This window comes from Streptomyces sp. NPDC013157 (assembly GCF_042899865.1).
Taxonomy (GTDB): Bacteria; Actinomycetota; Actinomycetes; order Streptomycetales; family Streptomycetaceae; genus Streptomyces.
This window is the reverse complement of sequence record NZ_JBIBAK010000009.1, coordinates 199,260-215,657: the sequence shown is the minus strand read 5'-3', so window position 1 is coordinate 215,657 and position 16,398 is coordinate 199,260. Positions and strand designations below refer to the sequence as shown.

At 72.2% G+C, this 16,398-nt stretch carries 17 protein-coding genes and 2 pseudogenes; 10 read left to right on the top strand and 9 right to left on the bottom strand.

Going from position 1 to position 16,398, the window contains the following annotated elements; translation table 11 throughout:
- Positions 1–305 precede the first annotated feature (305 nt).
- The 3 genes from nthB to ACFY6U_RS26535 are packed head-to-tail and all read left to right on the top strand — an operon-like array spanning position 306 to position 1,893.
- Positions 306–977, top strand: coding sequence for a nitrile hydratase subunit beta (gene nthB / locus ACFY6U_RS26545; protein WP_390042100.1), 672 nt, complete (start codon positions 306–308; stop codon positions 975–977).
- Entirely contained in the window at positions 974–1,570 is a 597-nt protein-coding gene (gene nthA / locus ACFY6U_RS26540) for a nitrile hydratase subunit alpha (protein WP_390042098.1), read from the top strand. Before nthB ends, nthA begins: the two co-directional genes overlap by 4 nt.
- Complete coding sequence (locus ACFY6U_RS26535) at positions 1,567–1,893, top strand: nitrile hydratase accessory protein (protein WP_390042096.1); 327 nt, start codon at positions 1,567–1,569, stop codon at positions 1,891–1,893. Before nthA ends, ACFY6U_RS26535 begins: the two co-directional genes overlap by 4 nt.
- Here ACFY6U_RS26535 and ACFY6U_RS26530 read toward each other — a convergent pair.
- Positions 1,835–2,086, bottom strand: a complete 252-nt coding sequence (locus tag ACFY6U_RS26530) for a DUF397 domain-containing protein (protein ID WP_390042094.1) — start codon at positions 2,084–2,086, stop codon at positions 1,835–1,837. The genes ACFY6U_RS26535 and ACFY6U_RS26530 overlap by 59 nt on opposite strands.
- Positions 2,070–2,909 (bottom strand): helix-turn-helix domain-containing protein, encoded by an 840-nt coding sequence (locus tag ACFY6U_RS26525; protein ID WP_390042092.1) that lies wholly within the window; start codon positions 2,907–2,909, stop codon positions 2,070–2,072. The genes ACFY6U_RS26530 and ACFY6U_RS26525 overlap by 17 nt, the downstream gene beginning before the upstream one ends.
- Positions 2,910–3,027: 118 nt before the next feature.
- On the opposite strand from ACFY6U_RS26525, the gene ACFY6U_RS26520 reads away from it, so the two are divergent.
- Entirely contained in the window at positions 3,028–3,420 is a 393-nt protein-coding gene (locus ACFY6U_RS26520; RefSeq protein WP_390042435.1) for a hypothetical protein, read from the top strand.
- Between the two features lie 9 nt (positions 3,421–3,429).
- Here the strand turns inward: ACFY6U_RS26520 and ACFY6U_RS26515 are convergent, their stop codons facing one another.
- Positions 3,430–6,423: a trypsin-like serine protease gene (locus tag ACFY6U_RS26515; protein WP_390042090.1), complete on the bottom strand. Its 2,994-nt coding sequence runs from the start codon at positions 6,421–6,423 to the stop codon at positions 3,430–3,432.
- 1 nt (position 6,424) lies between these two features.
- Entirely contained in the window at positions 6,425–6,742 is a 318-nt protein-coding gene (locus ACFY6U_RS26510; RefSeq protein ID WP_390042088.1) for a trypco2 family protein, read from the bottom strand.
- A gap of 239 nt (positions 6,743–6,981) precedes the next feature.
- Here ACFY6U_RS26510 and ACFY6U_RS26505 point away from each other — a divergent pair.
- A pseudogene (locus tag ACFY6U_RS26505) lies at positions 6,982–8,559 on the top strand (subtype B tannase).
- On the opposite strand, the gene ACFY6U_RS26500 reads toward ACFY6U_RS26505, so the two are convergent.
- The 3 genes from ACFY6U_RS26500 to ACFY6U_RS26490 all read right to left on the bottom strand — a co-directional run bounded on the left by ACFY6U_RS26500 (position 8,492) and on the right by ACFY6U_RS26490 (position 12,103).
- Positions 8,492–10,117 carry a PTS transporter subunit EIIC gene (locus ACFY6U_RS26500; RefSeq protein ID WP_390042086.1) on the bottom strand — a complete coding sequence of 542 codons (1,626 nt, stop codon included), beginning with the start codon at positions 10,115–10,117 and terminating at the stop codon, positions 8,492–8,494. The pseudogene ACFY6U_RS26505 and the gene ACFY6U_RS26500 overlap by 68 nt on opposite strands.
- A 16-nt stretch (positions 10,118–10,133) precedes the next feature.
- Positions 10,134–11,063: an N-acetylmuramic acid 6-phosphate etherase gene (murQ, locus tag ACFY6U_RS26495; RefSeq protein ID WP_390042084.1), complete on the bottom strand. Its 930-nt coding sequence runs from the start codon at positions 11,061–11,063 to the stop codon at positions 10,134–10,136.
- Positions 11,064–11,173: 110 nt separating this feature from the next.
- Positions 11,174–12,103: a MurR/RpiR family transcriptional regulator gene (locus ACFY6U_RS26490; protein WP_390042082.1), complete on the bottom strand. Its 930-nt coding sequence runs from the start codon at positions 12,101–12,103 to the stop codon at positions 11,174–11,176.
- 54 nt (positions 12,104–12,157) lie between these two features.
- Here ACFY6U_RS26490 and ACFY6U_RS26485 point away from each other — a divergent pair, with 54 nt between their 5' ends.
- Positions 12,158–12,544 carry a hypothetical protein gene (locus tag ACFY6U_RS26485; protein WP_390042081.1) on the top strand — a complete coding sequence of 129 codons (387 nt, stop codon included), beginning with the start codon at positions 12,158–12,160 and terminating at the stop codon, positions 12,542–12,544.
- 10 nt (positions 12,545–12,554) lie between these two features.
- The gene (locus ACFY6U_RS26480; protein WP_294001256.1) at positions 12,555–12,827 is read left to right on the top strand and encodes a DUF4031 domain-containing protein; all 273 of its coding nucleotides are present in this window, start codon (positions 12,555–12,557) and stop codon (positions 12,825–12,827) included.
- 26 nt (positions 12,828–12,853) lie between these two features.
- On the opposite strand, the gene ACFY6U_RS26475 is transcribed toward ACFY6U_RS26480, so the two are convergent.
- Entirely contained in the window at positions 12,854–13,924 is a 1,071-nt protein-coding gene (locus ACFY6U_RS26475; protein ID WP_390042079.1) for a GNAT family N-acetyltransferase, read from the bottom strand.
- Positions 13,925–13,934: 10 nt separating this feature from the next.
- Positions 13,935–14,600 (bottom strand): hypothetical protein, encoded by a 666-nt coding sequence (locus ACFY6U_RS26470; protein WP_390042078.1) that lies wholly within the window; start codon positions 14,598–14,600, stop codon positions 13,935–13,937.
- 47 nt (positions 14,601–14,647) lie between these two features.
- Between ACFY6U_RS26470 and ACFY6U_RS26465 the strand changes: the two genes are divergently transcribed.
- The 3 genes and pseudogenes from ACFY6U_RS26465 to ACFY6U_RS26455 form a co-directional block, all read left to right on the top strand.
- On the top strand, positions 14,648–15,319 hold the full coding sequence (locus tag ACFY6U_RS26465) for a maleylpyruvate isomerase family mycothiol-dependent enzyme (protein WP_390042077.1): 672 nt from the start codon (positions 14,648–14,650) through the stop codon (positions 15,317–15,319).
- 136 nt (positions 15,320–15,455) lie between these two features.
- Positions 15,456–16,166: a copper homeostasis protein CutC gene (locus tag ACFY6U_RS26460; protein ID WP_390042075.1), complete on the top strand. Its 711-nt coding sequence runs from the start codon at positions 15,456–15,458 to the stop codon at positions 16,164–16,166.
- 117 nt (positions 16,167–16,283) lie between these two features.
- A pseudogene (locus tag ACFY6U_RS26455) lies at positions 16,284–16,349 on the top strand (hypothetical protein); the annotation flags it as partial.
- Between the last annotated feature and the right edge of the window lie 49 nt (positions 16,350–16,398).

Below are 16,398 nucleotides of genomic sequence, written 5' to 3'. Positions count from 1 at the left end.
GGGCAGGGCGCGATCAGGCTGCCGGGTGGGCGGTGAACGTGACTTCCTCGCGATCGTCGTCCAAGGCGATGCTGAGGGAAGCGTCCAGGGCCACGGCCAGGCGCCGCGCGTCTCCAATCCATGTGCCGGACCGCATTATGTCGCCAACGGCGTATCGCTCTTCCTGGACTGGGCCCACCGAAACGGGTGATGCGGAGCCCGAGGAGGCGGTTTGCGGTGCTCGGCGTCGGGTGGACGGGACGCGGCACGGACCGTCGCCTACGCTTCACGTGTAGGCCTTTTGTCCCGTATCGGGGAGATCTGTCATGGATGGTATCGCCGACCTGGGCGGCACACCCGGATGGGGTCCCGTCCGGCCCCCGGTGCGTGACGAACCGGTCTTCGCGGAGCCCTGGCAGCGCCGGGCCTTCGCGCTGGCGATCCTCTCCGGTCGTGTCGCGTCCGGCGGTGTCAACGTGGACGCCTTCCGGCACGCGCTGGAGCGGCTGGACCGGGCGGCCTACTTCGACGACGGCTACTACGGCCGCTGGCTCAACGCCGGGGAGCTGATGCTCCACGACAGTGCCGTCCTCGCGCCCGGCGCGATCGACGCCCGCGCCCGCAACCTGCGCGGCGAACACGTCACGGAGCCCCCGAGCCCCGAGCCCCACCGGCCCGACTACGCGCCGACCGCCGAGGGCTCGCTGCGCACGGTGGACACCGCGCCCGCCTTCACCGTCGGCGAGCGGGTACGGGCCCGCGCCGCGTCCGTGCCCGGACACACCCGGCTGCCGCGCTACGCCCGCGGCCACACCGGCACGGTCCAGGCCGTACAGCCCGCCTCCGTACTGCCGGACACCAACGCCCACTTCCAGGGCGAGAACCCGCAGTACGTCTACTCGGTGCGGTTCGACTCCCGCGAACTGTGGGGCGCCGACGCCGAACCCTTCGCCCTCACCGTCGAGATGTACGAGAGCTACCTGGAGGCCGCCGCATGACCACCGCCGGATCCGGCGAACGCCCGCCCCCGGCCCTGCGCACCGAGGCGCTGGAGCAACTGCTCACCGAACGCGGCCTGATCGACCCCAGGGCGATGGACGGGATCATCACGGAGTACGAGACCAACGTCGGCCCCCTCAACGGCGCCAAGGTCGTCGCGAGGGCCTGGACCGACCCGGAGTACCGGGACCGGCTGCTCCGGGACGGCACCGCCGCCATCAGGGAACTCGGCTTCTCCGGTCCCCAGGGCGAGCACATCGTCGTCGTGGAGAACACCCCCACCACGCATCACGTGGTCGTGTGCACGCTGTGCTCCTGCTACCCGTGGCCGGTGCTCGGCCTGCCGCCCAGCTGGTACAAGGACCCCGCCTACCGCGCCCGCGTCGTGAAGGAGCCCCGCCGGGTGCTGGCCGAGATGGGGCTCGCACTCGACGGCGACGTGCGGATCACCGTCCACGACTCCACCAGCGAGGTCCGCTGGCTGGTCCTGCCCGAGCGGCCGGCGGGCACCGGCCACCTGTCCGAGGAGGAACTCGTGCCGCTGGTCACCCGGGACGCGATGGTCGGCGTGGCCAAGGTGACGGCCCCATGACCGCGCCGCTCGACATCGAGGGCCCGGCCGCGCCGCCCCGCTCCAACGGCGAACTCACCTTCGCCGAGCCGTGGGAGAGCCGCGCCTTCGGCATGGCCGTCACCCTGTGCGAGACGGGCGTGTTCACCTGGCCGCAGTTCCAGGGAGCGCTGATCGCCCGCATCGCGGCCGCGCCCCGCGACGAGCCGTACCGCTACTACCAGTTGTGGCTGGGCGCCCTGGAGGACGTACTCGCCGGCCTCTCCGTCGTCTCCCCGGACGACATCACCGCACGTGCCCAGACCCTGGCGCGGCGCCCTCGGGGCCACGACCACGGTTCTTGACACCGTCGACGAAGGCCGACCAGGTTTCCGGGAGGAAGGTGAGGGTGGGGCCGTGGGGGGCGGTTTTGGAGTCGCGGACGGGGATGAGGGTGGGGTGGGCGGCGGTGACTTCGAGGCAGTTTCCGCCGCCCTGGCTGTAGCTCGACTTGATCCACGTGGTCGCGCTCAGGTCGTGGTTAGGGGTGTACCTCATGGGCGTAATCCTGCGCCAACGCCTCGATCAGGGCTAGCGACTTCTCTTGCGAAAGTGCCGAGGCAACGAGCAGATCGAACAGGAACCTCAGTTGGGTGACCGTGGCGGGGTCATCCTCCAGGCGCCCACTGCGCACCGCTTCGAGGTAGGCCAGCGGAGGGGCATCCTCGAACTCCATCAGCTTGAGGGCTCCCGCCATGCCCGCGTGCGCACCCGCACTGAGCGGCAGCACCTGCAGGATGACCCGGTTGCGACGGGACAGGTCGGCAATGTGGCGCAGGGCTTCCGCCATGACTGCGCGGCCGCCGGTTTCCCGGCGCAGCGCCGCCTCGTCAAGCACGGCCCACAACAACGGTTTTGTCGGACGGTCAAGCAGGCGGATCCGCTCGATCCGGCCTTCCGTCCACTCCTCGATGGTCTCTTCCGACGCGGTCGGAGCGTAGGCGCGGTTCACGATCCGGGCATACGTGGGCGTCTGCAACAGCCCGGGAATCAGGAGAGGTGCGTATTCCCTGATCGCCGTGGCTTGAGCCTCGATCTCCGCTACGTCTGCGAAGTGATCCTCATATTTCGACCTGGCCGCCGCCTTGCAATTCCGCTTGAAGAATCCGTCCGTCTCCAGGACTTCGTCCAGCAGGCGGGCGAGGTCCGGCAACATCCGCCGAGTCCCTCCCTCCAACTGCCCGATGTAGGAACCGCTCACGAACACCAACTGGCCCAACTCCGCCTGGCTCATCCCCTTCCGCTCGCGCGCATGCCGTAACTCCGCCCCCAGCAGGGCGCGCGGCGACGACGACGGGTCCAGGTCCTTGGGTCCTGACATGGGCCACTCCCTGTCTCAACAGCCGAAGTTGTTGGGATGCCGTATCTGGCCAGGTTAGAGGCGCGCCCGACACGCTGTGTGGCGAACCGGGAACTCAGCGTGGAGGTAGGGAATGGTGCTGCGACCCACCGAAGAGGTTGTGGAGACGTTGCGGTCGGCCTTGCGGGGTGCCGGTGTCGTGCTGCCCTCGCTCTGTGTCGACCCGGTGACCGGCGCGAGCGACGAACCCTTCGCTCTGGTCGAGTTGGGGCGGTGCAACGTGCGGGTCGCGGAGCGGCTGGCGTCGGTGGTCCGGGGAGAGCGGCCGCCGTTCGGGACGTTCGTGACGGACGTACGGGACGGGCGGATCGGCGAGGTCAGGGGGCACGTCGGCGGAAGGGTCCGGTTGCGGCCCGTGGCGGGTGGGCGGGAGTGGGACTGCCCGCCCGAGTCGCTGGAGCCGGCGCCGGCGGACGACGTGCTGCGGGCGCAGGTGCGGCGGGTCAACGAGGCCCGGCGGATGCCGTGTTGAGAGGCCTGGTCACTTGCGTTTGCCGGCGAGCAGCCTGGCGGCCTGCCGGCGGTGTTTCTTGCTGAGGGCGGTGTCGGTTCTCAGCTCGCGCAGTACCGGCTGTGCCAGTTGCGCATCGTGCCACAGGAGCCGCTGCGCGGCCCAGAGGCGGTCTTTGGTATCCAGTTCGGGGTCGCAAGCGAGCCTGGTGAGCAGTTCGCTGGTACCGCTGGGGTCGATGTCCGACAGATCTGCTGCTGCCTGCACACGCTCGAAGCCGTCGACCGCGGGGTCGAGGGCGAAGGCGCGCAGCAGCGTCGCTCCCTCGGTAGGCGCGAGTTCCATCAGGGCCTGTGCTGCGTAAAGACGGTGATGGGTATCCGCGGTGTGGTCGGCGACCAGGGAGCGCAGGCGTTCGGCAGCAGTCCCGGGGGCGATCCTGGCCAGCACACGTGCTGCCTCCAAGCGGTGCGGGCCGTCGAGGGAGGTGTCGAGGGCGAGTGCCGGGGGTGGTTCGATACCGGCGATCTGACCGATTTCGGCCGATATGAGCATCGCCTCTCGGCGGTAGTAGCTGCTCAGGGTGGTGTCCTGGGCGAGTTCACGGAGGTGTCCGATGCTTTCTGCCGGAGAGAACCGGATCAGCTCCTTCGCTGCCTTCAGACGGCTGAAGTCGCCCATTGCGGGGTCATGGACGAGTTCCTTGAGCAGGGCCGCGCCGTCCGTCTGGACGATCTGGAGGAGTGTCTCAGCCGCGATCATGCGGATGATTCCGGCCAGGGACTGATCGCGGGCAGCCTGGCGGAGCAGGGTCACGGTACGGCTGATGATGTGCTTGGGCAGAGCGGTTCCCATCTCCACCTGTTGGGCCAGGAAGAGGTAGCCGTCGAGTCCCGCCCGCCGGGAAGCCATCCCTCCCAGAAACTTCTCCTTCAGAGGATGGTCGTCGGGTGTGAGGTCGAGAAGGAAACCGGCGAAAGGGTCGTCCCCGGGCGGTATCCAATACGTACTGAACCACAGCCGTGGACTGACCCCCATGGCTTGGTGCTTGAGCAGGGGAATGAGCCGAGCCCGACGGACGAAGGCCTTCCGGAAGACGACGCCCAGCCTCTCCTCGTCGTCGACGACACGGCGCGCACCGAAGTACTCCACCAGCGTCCGATGGGTGAAGACGAGGTCGTCCGAGCGCCGGGTGAGCAGTCCGGTCCCGCACAGGACCGACGCCAGGAAGTCGCGCCAGCGCCGCTCCGGCACCGCGGCGGGCCGTTTCGCGGACGGGTGATGCCGAACGATGTCGAGGGCGGGCCGGTCCGGGTGGTCCGTCAGGAGCAGCTGGTGGGCCAGGTGGGCGAGTAGGGCCTGGAGGCTCTCGACGGTCCGTTCCGCCCCGGCCTCGGCCTCGGAGCCGTACTGGCTCATCGCGGCCCGGGCCTGTGCCACGGCGCCGGCGGCGTACTGCCGTTCGTGCAGCAGCTCGACGAAGTTCCGGTAGATCTCGCCGCGCCCGCGGGGCAGCGGCTCTCCGGGGTGCTCGGCACGGAGCTGGCAGAGCATGGACATCGTCAGCGGGACCCGGGCGAGTTCGGTCAGCCCGGCGGTGCCGAGGGCGGCGGTGAAATGCGCTGCGGTCGGCTCGGGTTCGGGGACGCCGAGGGCGCGGAACCAGCCGGTCGCGACGCGTTGCAGGTCGTGGGTGTCGAACGGCTCCAGCTGGTAGCGCGGGACCTGGGGGCCGAGGAGCCCGGATTCGGTCTCGGGTACGGGACGGCCGGCCACGATGAACGTGTACTGGCCGCCGGCGTGGGCCACGGTCCTGAGCACGTCCTCGCGGCCGGCGGGGTTCGTGATCTCGTCGAGGCCGTCGACCAGCACCAGCCAGCCGCGCCCCGGACCCGGAGCGTCCGCGAAGAAGGCGTCGGGCAGGGGACGAGTGAGGCCGTACTGGCGGAGCTGTGCGTTGACGGCGTCGACGAGTGCTCTGCTGAGCGGAGCGCCCTGAAGGGCGGCCGCGGACACCAGGACCGGCGCGTGGGTTCCGGCGTCGGAGCCGTCGAGCCACTGGGTGACACCGTGGGTGAGCCAGGTACGCAGCAGGCTCGACTTCCCGCCGCCCGGCCCGCCGACCACGAGACAGGTCCCGTCACCGGTCAAGACCTCGTCGGCCGGCTGCGGCGGGGACACGGCGAGCGGCCCCTCCGCCCTGAACCCGGTCTCCCTGCTCCGGTTCTCGACCGGGAACTTCTGGCGTACGACCTGCTGCCGCACGTAGATGTGGGCCAGCGGTGGCATGATGCCGGGGACGACTCCGGGGTACGGGTGCTCGACGGCGGCGAGCCGGGCGGCGCGCAGGTACCGGTCCAGGTCCGTTCCCACCTGGCTCAGCCGGGGACGCCCGCCCCCGTGGTCCTCCAGCAGCTCGGCGAACCCAGGTTCCCCGACGAAGGACCGGGCCGGGCACGCGTGCAGCCGGCGGTTCCCGAACGCCACGTCGTCATGGATGACCACCCCCACCAGAAGGTCCCGGCAGAAGACCGCGCTGCCCGAGGCACCCGCCCAGGCTTTCGTACCGCCCGGCGCGGGCCCCTGGTCGAGGACATAGAGGTCCTGGTCGCCGCTGCCGCCGCCCAGCACGGGCAGCTCGCCCCGCAGATGCTCGGCGCGGCGCCGGCCGTGCCCCGCCGAAGCCCACGGGAAGCCGAGCGCGTCGTACGGCAGCGGATCCTCGCCCACCGGGCGGCCCCAGCGCACCGTGTCGCCCGGTACGACGACCGGATCGTCGAGCAGCAGCAGGGCGACATCGAGACCGTCGGGGTGGGTCCAGCACACCGATGCCCTACTGCGCCGTGTCTCGTCCTGTGGATGCCCCACCCGCACATCGATGCATGGCCAGGTGGTCCCCCCGTCGTCCTGGGCGACGTGGCGGGCCGTCAGTACCAGGCGCGGTGCCACCAGGTACCCGCTGCCGACGCGGCGGAACCCCATCTCCTCCCCGCCCCGGACCAGGGCGAGCCGTCGCCGGTCCACCTCAGTCTTCGTCGTCCCACGACCCGGACTGCGCCCCGCTGATCTCGGGGCTGCCGCCGCCGGTCGCCCGGTCCTTGATCAGGAGTTTGAGCGTCAGCTTGTGCGACCGGGCTGAGGAGTGTCCGGCACTCGCACCCACCGTGGCCACGCCGAACTGGAGCTTCCCGTCCCCCTTGACGTCGTCGCGCAGTTCCAGGAGCAACTCCAGCTGGGCCTCCTGGATCTCGAAGGCGAACTGTTCGTGCGTGCCCCGGTCCTGGGCCTCGTACAGTTCCTGCCGCAACTCCTCGATGGCTGCGGCCAACCCGATCGTCGCCACGACAACTCCCCCTGAATGCACGCCTCGTCCCCGAAAGTGTTCCCGCCACAGTGTCAGGGACCGCTGAATCGGGCCAACTTCTGTGCGCCGGCTGTCACTCGACCAGGCGGTGTCAACGATTCTGGCGACAACTCATCGACTTCACAGCAACCCCTCAGTAACCGCTGTTGCACTCATGCCCGCACGAGCCGCCCAGAGAAGAGACGGAAGTGAAGCGAGCGAAGCGCAGAACGGTAGTCATGGGGCTCACGGCGGCCGCCGCGGTTCCGGCGGTCGGGTTCGCGACGGGCGCGCAGGCCGCCACCCGGGCGACGGCGGGCACGTCGTCGGCCACGGACCCGGCCACGGAGGCCACGGACTCGGCCCTGGTCTTCGACCCCACCGCCTACACCGAGCTGACCACCAGCATCACCGACACCGCGGGCACCGCCCACGACGTGACGTACCGCTTCTACCAGGTCAGCAGCTACGTGGCGAACCCGGTGGACGCCACGTACCAGGGGCTCAACGTCAGCGTTCCGGTGTCGGTCGACGGGGTCGCCGTGGACGCGACGCACGCGCCGGTGCTGCTCGCCAACAACGTGGGCGGGTACATGCCTTCGTCGGTGGCGGGCGCGACCGGGATCGGGGGCGGCGGGGGTGCCGGCGGGCCCGGGGGACCCGGTGGTCCGGGTGGGCCCGGCGGTGGGGGCAGCGGGCCGAACCGTACGATGCTGGCGCTGCTCGCCGGGTATGTCGTCGTCGAGCCGGGGGCCCGGGGCCGTACCCTCGTCGACGCGAACGGCGTCTACTAGGGCTGTGCGTCCGCCGCCATCGTCGACCTCAAGGCGGCTGTGCGGTACGTGAGGTTCAACCGGGGGCCGATACCGGGCGACGTCGACCGGATCGTCTCGGCCGGGACCAGCGCGGGGGGCGCGCTCTCCGCACTGCTCGGCTCCTCCGGCGACAGCCCTCTCTACGCGGAGGAGCTGGCGGCGCTCGGCGCGGCCGACGCCGGTGACGCGGTGTTCGCGAGCGGCGCCTGGTGCCCGATCACCGACCTCGAACACTCCGACATGTCCTACGAGTGGTACTGGGGCGGCAACCCGCTCGCCGACGGTTCGAGCGTCGACGCGACCGTCTCCGCCGACCTGAAGGCGCAGTTCACCGACTATCTGGCCGGGCTGCGGCTGACGGCCCCGGGCTTCGGGCGGCTGACCGACCGCAACCTCGACGAGTACCTGGTGAGGACCCACCTGGAGCCGTCCGCCACCCGCTACCTGGCCGCCCTGTCGGACACCGACGGGGACACCTACCTGGCCGTGAACACCTTCATCACCTGGGACGGCACGAACGCCGCCTTCTCCTGGGCGGACTTCCTCACCCACGTCGGCGCCCGCAAGAAGAACGCGCCCGCCTTCGACGCCTTCGACCTGTCGACCCCGGAGTGCAACGAGTTCGGCACCGGCACCACCGCCACCCGTCACTTCACCCGCTACAGCCTGCGGCACGCGGAGGGCGACAGCGCGCGCCTCGACACCGACATCCCGAAGAAGCTCGACCAGATGAACGCCATGTACCACGTGGCACAGCAGGCCAACCCGGACCGGGCCCGGCACTGGTGGATCCGTCTCGGCACAAAGGACAGCGACACCTCGCTCACCGTCGCCGCCAACTTCGCCGCCAGGCTGGAGAACCTCGGCGACGACGTCGACATCAAGTACTACTGGGACGCCGGGCACGGCGCCGACGACGACCCCGGTGACTTCATCACCTGGATCTCCGAGGTGACGGGTCACCCCGCTCACCCGGTTCAACCGGAACACCCGCGCCGCTGAAGCCGACGTACGTCGCCAGGAAGCCCACGGCGTAGCCGGTCAGCAGGCCGCCCGCGTAGACCGCCGCCGCCAGGGCCGGGCCCCTGTTCCCCGTGAGCAGGGGGAACAGGGCCCAGCCCGAGGGGCCGATGGCGGTGGCGCCCACCCGGTCGCCGAGGACCGCGAAGAACCCGACGAAGGCCCCCCCCGCCGCCCCGCCCGCGCAGGCGGTGAGGAAGGGGCGGCCGAGGGGGAGCGAGACGCCGTAGATCAGGGGCTCGCCGACGCCCAGCAGGCCCGCCGGGAGCGCCGACCTGATCGTCGTACGGAGCTGCGTGTGGTGGCGGAGGCGGGCGTAGACGGCGAGGGCCGCGCCCACCTGGCCGGCGCCCGCCATGGCGAGGAGGGGGAGCAGCACGGTGTAGCCCTGCTGCTGGATGAGGGTGGTGTGGATGGGGATCAGGGCCTGGTGCAGGCCCAGCATGACGAGGGGGAGGAAGAGGCCGCCGAGGACCAGGCCCGCGAACGGGCCGGTGGTGGCGAGCAGCCAGTTGGCCGCGGTGCCGATGGCGGAGGAGACGAGACCGGCGGTGTACATGAGCCCGTAGAGCGTGGCGAGGCCCGCGACGAGGACGGTGACGGTGGGGGTGAGGAGCACGTCGAGGGCGTCCGGGACGCGCCCCCGGCACCACCTCTCGACGCCGACCGCGAGCAGCGCCGCCGCCAGGGCCCCGAGGACCCCGCCCTGACCGGGCGCGAGCGGCACCCCGAAGGCCGTCACCTTCGCGACGCCCGGATAGACGACGACCGCCGCGACCGCGCCCCCGAGGACGGGTGTCCCGCCGAACACCTTCGCCGTGTTGTATCCGACGAAGACACTGATCAGGGCCATGAAGCCGGAGGCGACGGCGGCGAGGGCGGGAGTGAGCCAGGGCAGCCAACCGGCGTTCACGAGGAGTCCGTTCAGACCGGCGAGGACCCCGCAGCCGATCAGGGCCGGGATCAGCGGCACGAAGACGTCGGCGATACGGCGGAGGGCGGTCTTGAGGGGGGTCGCGTTGCGCCGGGCACGGGCCGCTTTCAGTTCGGCGCCGCGGGCGGCGAGGTCCGCGGCGTCGTGATCGGGCCGACGTCCTCGGGCGCGGGTGCGTCGTGGTTGCTCGCGCAGTTCCCCGCGCCCCTTCGGGGCGCGTCGCGGTGACGCGCCGCCAGACCGGATGCCGCCTGGGGCGGGGCCGTCCGGAGACGGGCCGCCTTGCAGGGGGTCGCCCGACTCGAAGTCGCCCGACCGGGCGTCGCCCGGCGCGCGACCGGCCGTCGCGGCGGCGCCGAGCAGTGTTTCGAACTCGGCGGTCACCGCCACCACCGCACCCGGCCCGATCACCACCTGGAGGGTGTCCCCGTCGGCCACCACTCCCAGCACCCCGGGCACCGCCCGCACCGCCTCCGCGTCGACCCCCTCCCGGTCGGCGATGCCCAGCCGCAGCCGGGTCATGCAGTGGGCGACGGAGGTGACGTTCCCGGGGCCGCCGACCAGGGGCAGCAGCGCGGCGGCGGTGTCGTACGACGATCTCTGCACCCCCCGAGCGTGCGCGTCAGCCGCCCGTCGCGGTGAGCGCCGCGCGCAGATGACCGCCGGTCTCCTCCAGAAGGCGGGCTGCGGTGGGCCCGTCGACACCGGCCAGGATCACCAGGACGGCGGGTTTGACCTCGCCGTCGGTGGCGGTGAGGGCCGCCTCGATCTCGTCGTCGGACGCGCCCGTGGCGAGCGCCACGATCCGCCGCGAACGGGCCCGCAGCTTCTCGTTCGAGGCGCGGACGTCGACCATCAGGTTCCCGTAGGTCTTGCCGAGCCGGATCATCGTGATCGTCGACAGCATGTTGAGGACGAGTTTCTGGGCGGTGCCGGCCTTGAGGCGGGTGGAGCCGGTGAGCAGCTCGGGGCCGACGACGACCTCGATCCCGTGCTCGGCGGCGGCCGCGAGCGCGCTGGCCGCGTTGCAGGAGAGGCCGACGGTCAGGGCGCCCAGGGCGCGGGCGTGCTCGACGGCGCCGACGGCGTAGGGGGTGCGGCCGGAGGCCGAGACGCCGACGACGGTGTCGGCGGCGCCGATCCCGAGCGCGTCGAGGTCCGTGCGGGCCAGCTCCGCCGAGTCCTCGGCCCCTTCCACGGACGTGACCATGGCCGCCGGCCCGCCCGCGATGACCCCGACGACCTGACCGGGCCGGGTGTTGAAGGTGGGCGGACACTCCGAGGCGTCCAGGATCCCGAGCCGCCCGGCGGTACCGGCCCCGGCGTAGACCAGCCGGCCGCCCTGGGCCATCCGGGCGGCGATGGCGTCGATGGCCGCCGAGATCTGCGGCAACCGGAGAGCCACCGCACCGGCCACCCCGGCGTCCTCACCGTTCATGAGCCGCGCGATGTCGAGGGTGGGCAGCGTGTCGATCCCGGCGAGCTCGGGCCGGAACGCCTCGGTGGTGAGGGCTTCGAGTTCGGTGCGGAGCGTGTGATGTTCGGTGGTCATCGGCAGACGGCTCTTTCCAACGCGGACGAGTGCATCAACTCAGGGGCGCGGGGACTGCGCGACCAGCCACTACGGGCCCGCAGCCGTCCCACAACAGTCAGTCCCACGGTCTATCGAGGCACATTCCGGTGTCGATGAGCCAACGCCTCGTACGACGCCGCCAACGCCGGCGCAGCCGCCTCGTACGTCCGCTGCGCCACCCCCACGAACAGACAGTCCACCACCAGCAACTGCCCGGTCCGCGACGACATCGCCGCCGGCCGCAACTCGCTCTCCCGCGCGGTCGACGTCGTCAGCACGTGGTCGGCGTACTGCGTCACCGACGACCCCGGCCGCCCGGTGATCGCGACGGTCGTGGCCCCCCGTTCGAAGGCCACCCGCAGCGGCTCTATGACGTCCCCGGTCGACCCGGAGTGCGTGATCGCTATCGCCACGTCCCCGGCCCGCAACTGCACCGCGTTGGTGACCGCGAGATGCGGATCGCTGTGGGCGTGCGCTATCAGCCCTATCCGCAGCAGCTTCTGCGTGAGGTCCTGGGCGACCAGCCCCGACGCCCCGATGCCGTACACATCGGTCCGCCGCGCCCCGGCGAGCGCGCTGACGGCGGCCCCCAACTGCACCGTGTCGAGACCGGCCGCCGTGTCCGCGAGGGTCTGCTGCTCGTCGTAGGCGAGCTTCGCGACGACGTCGGCGATCGGGTCGTCGACGGCGATGTCGGTGGTGATCGCGGGCGCCCGCCCCGACTGCTGCTGCGCGGCCAGCCCGGCGAGGGCGAGCCGCAGGTCGCGGTAGCCGGGGTAACCGAGCAGCCGGGCGGTGCGGACGACGGTCGCCTCGCTGGTGCCGGTGAGTTCCGCGAGGCCGGTGACCGTGAGGGCCGCGCAGCCGGCGGGGTCGCTCGCGACGGCCTCGGCGACGCGCTGCATGGAACGCGTCATGGAGGGCGCCAAGGTCCGCACCTTGGCCGCGAGGGCGGCGGGAGCCGGCGGCGCACCGCCGCTTCCGTGGCCGCCGAAAATTTCCTTCACGTTCTCGGTCACCCTTGAAAGATATTTTCGGTTCGGGTACCGGTCAAGACCGCGCACAATAGGACCATGGACCCGGTAAGCCCTTTGGAACAGGCGTTGCACGCTGCCCGCGCCCTCGTGCTCGCCGACCTGGTCGCGGGCGAGGTAGCCGAGGCGGACGTGGTCTCGCTGGTCGAGGACTCCGTCGTACAGCGCCGCTGGTGGGTCGAGCAGTGGCCGGAGGGCGCGGGGTACGTGGCGGGCCTGGTGGCCCAGGACGTACAGGACGCGCTCCTCGGGCGGTACGGCCGCTGGCCGCTGTGCCCGGTGTGCGGCTCCGGCGACCCGCACGCCCTGGACGTCGAACCGGAACTCGGCCCGGACCCGCACTGGGTGTGCCACAAGGCGGGCGTGAAGGTCGCCTCGGTCGGTTCCCTCGGCAGCTCCCTCGGGGGCGGGACGGCCTCCTCATGACGGAGTTCTCATGACGGTGTACATCGATCCGCCGAACTGGCCGGGCCACGGCCGGATGTGGTCCCACCTGGTCAGCGATGTCTCGTACGCCGAACTGCACGCCTTCGCCGAGGACATGGGCGTACTGCGCCGCGCCTTCGAGCGCGACCACTACGACATCCCCTCGCACCGCTACCCGGACGCGGTCCGGGCCGGTGCCGTGGAGGTCAGCAGCCGCGAGGTGGTGCGGCTGCTGCACGGGGCGGGGCTGCGCCGGCGCAAGAGCGACGTGCCCCGCCGGTAACGGCCCTCCTGCGCCCCTACGGCGCTCTACTCCGCCCGCAGTGCGAAGGCCAGCTCCTTCTCGCCCTCGCCCACCTTGCCGAACCCGGCGCGGGTGACGACCGCCTGGGAGGCGGTGTTGGCGGTCTCGACGGTGGCGAACAGGGTGCGTACGTCGTCGCGGGCCAGGGCCCAGTCGGCCAGGGCGCGGAGCGCTTCCGTCGCGTAGCCGTGGCCGCGGGCGGCCTCGACCAGGTCGTAGCCGATCTCCACCCGGCCCTCCTCGTCCGGGGCGGAGTGGAAGCCCATGCCGCCGACCGCACGGCCGTCCGCCCGGCGGACCAGGGCGAAGACGCCGAACTCCGGTCGGTGGACGCCCCCTTCGTACGCCTTGAGGAGGAAGCCGGCGGCGTCGCGGGTGCCCTCGTAGGGGCCGCCGTCGATCCACTCGAAGCCGCCGTCGCCGCCGATGCGCAGGTCACGGGCCTGGGCGGGGCGGATGCCGACGAGGTCGAGGCGCTCGGCGGGGATGACCAGGTTGTTGTGCCAGCGCCAGTCGGTGACCGGGGCGCGGCCGGGCAGCTCGCCGCGGCCGGTGGCCCACAGCAGGGTCGGCCAGGCGGCGGGGCCGGGCTGGACGTGCGGGAACAGCCAGGCCAGGACGGACTCGGCGAGTTCCTCGGAGGGCCGGTAGCGGAGCCCGAGGCCGGTGGCCATGTCGTGGGTGTGGAGCAGCACTTCGGCGACGCCCATCGCGGCGAAGCCGGCGCGGTCCGCGCTGCCGAACGGGAAGGGGTGGAAGGCGCGGACCTGGCGGGAGGCGGTGCGGACGGCGGCGGCGAGCAGGGCGCCGGTCGTCTCGATCACGTGCAGCAGGCCGGAGTTGTCGGTCCCGTCGTCGAGCCTGAGCTCGAAGGGCACGTACGCGTCCTGGGCGCGCCCGGCCAGGTTGGCGGCGTACGCGACGAGGTCGTCGGCGACGTGGACCGCCGTGTCGTGGCAGTTCCAGTCCAGCCGGCCGGCCGGCACCTCCGTCCAGTCCCTCGCCACCGCGGGCCGCAGCGCGGCCGCACAGCCCGCGACGGCCTCTTCCACCTGGTCCCCGCCCATTTCACGCATGGGCCGCACCCTAGGACGCCGGATCGTCGGCGGTCGACAGCATTTCCAGCTCCGCGGCGAGGTTGTAGCGGGCGGTCGGCTCCCACTCGGTACGGCCGTACGGCGTTCTGAACAGCCGGGGCAGGTCCAGGAGTTGGCGCAGGATCGCGGAACGGCCCGTGCGGAAGGCGTCGTTCGGGACGAAGTGGTACTCCTCGCGTACCTCGGCGGTGTAGGCGGCGTACGCGGCGGGCGGGGCGGCGAGGATCGCGAGGTCGGCGTCGCACAGGACCTCGCCGTCGCGGTCGCCGGGGGCCGGGTCGTGGGTGACGGTGAGCCGGACCAGGCGGGCCACCTCGGCAGTCTTCCCGGCCGAGATCCCGGCCTCGGGGAGGGCGCGTTCGGCGAGGCGGGCCGAGCGCTCCTCGTTCTCCGACCGGTCCGGCAGGTAGACCGCGTCGTGGAACCAGGCGGCCAGCCGGACCAGGTCCGGGTCGTCCGCGTACTCCGCCAGTACGTCGATGCGGTCGAGGACCGCCGTGAGGTGGGCGACCGTGTGGTACCGGCGCTGGGGCTCCTGCCAGCGGCGGAGCAGTTCGTCGGCGTACGGGTCGGGGTCGGGGTGACGGGAGTCGTCGTCGCGCGCCATGAGGAGGGCGTCCCGCCAGCGGGAGCGGAGATCGCGGAGATCGGCCATGTGCCCATTCTCCCGCCCGCCGCCGACATCCCCCTAGCGTGGGAGCCATGACTGCTGCTGACCACGTACGCGACCCCCTGCTGCCCGGCCGACTCCTCACGGTCGAGCGCGACACGCTGATCCCGCTCCTCCGCTCCCGTCCGGACGCGGACTTCGCGCTGCCGACCGCCGCGTGTCCCGGGTGGACGGTGCGGGACGTGCTCGCCCACTGCTCGGCCGCGCTGGTCCGGGTGGTGGAGAGCCGTTTCGAGCCCGGGGCGTTCTCGCCCGAGTCGAACGACCGGGACATCGCCGAGCGCGCCGACTGGACCAACGCCCGGGTCCTCGACGAGCTGGAGCGCGGGATGACCGAGGCCGGGGACGTGATCGCGGGACGGGCCGACGGAGCGCTGGACCGGATCGCCCTCGGCGAGTGGGTGCACGCCGGTGACGTCCGCGACACCCTCGGCGAACCCGGCGCCTACACGGGCGCGGGCCTGCCCCACGCGCTCTCCCTGCTGGCCCGGGTGACCCGGGAGCGGGGCCATCTGCGGCTCCACGCCGACCTGGACGACGTCGACGAACCGCTGCAACTGGGCGAGACGAGCGGCACCCGGACCCCGGCCCGCTTCATGGGGGAGGCGGCGACGCTCGTACGGCTGTACACCGGGCGGTCGCCGGACGGGGCGGCGTACGAGCTGATGGGAGCGGAGGCGGCGGAGCTGAACCTCTACGGCTGAATGCGGCCGGTGCGTGACGGGGGTGGTCTCGCGGCCGTCGGTGTTCCCCGCGTACCCTGGATTGGACTAGACCTCCGGACTAGACCTCTTGCGGGAGGCGGCCGGGGTGCACGGGGAACACCACGGAAGGGGCCCTATGAGCACGCGTGCAGTCCTGGAGGTGATCGCCCTCGACACCGAGGACGCGGTCGCCGCCCAGGCCGGAGGCGCGGACCGCCTCGAACTGGTCACCGACATGGCGGCCGACGGGCTGACCCCGCCGCCCCGGACCTTCACCGCGATCCGGGCCGCCGTCGACATCGACCTGCGCGTGATGCTGCGGCTGGCGGACGGGTTCGCCGCGGGCGACGCCGACCGTCTGGTGGGGGTGGCCGGGGAGCTGCGGGCGGCCGGGGCCGACCAGTTCGTGCTCGGGTTCCTGGACGCGGAGGGCGGGGTGGACCTGGACGCGGTGGAGCGGGTGGTGGCCGGGCTGGACGGCTGCCGCTGGACCTTCCACCGGGCCATCGACCGGGCCGCGGACCGGGACGCCCTGCGCAAGCAGCTCGCCGACCTGCCGGGCCTGGACACCTACCTCACGGCGGGGGCCGCGGAAGGCGTGGACGAGGGGCTGCCCCGGCTGCTGGCCGAGGCGGGGCGGCGCGGCGAGCCGGGGTACGAGCAGACGCTCCTGGTGGGCGGCGGCCTGCGGCTCGATCACGTAGCCGAGCTGCGGGCGGCGGGCATCGAGGCCTTCCACATCGGCGGCGCGGCCCGGCCGGCGGGCTGGGACGGGGCCGTGTCGCAGGAGGCGGTGCGGTCCTGGCGCCGGGTGCTGGACGGGGCCGGGGGCGCGGCACCGCGTTGATGCGCGGCGTGGCGGAACCCGGCCCGTGAACGGGGCCGGGGTCCTCCGCCGAGGTCGCGGCGAGCGTGGCCGGCAGCGCGGCGCCGACGACCGTGAACAGGTGGCCGTGCAGTACACCTGTGCGCCCGTTGCGCTGGGCGTCGGTCACCTGCACAGTCGACCGTCTCGCACCACATCAAGATCATGCGCGCGGCGGGGCTCGTCTCGACCCGGGCGGTCGGCCGCAACCGCC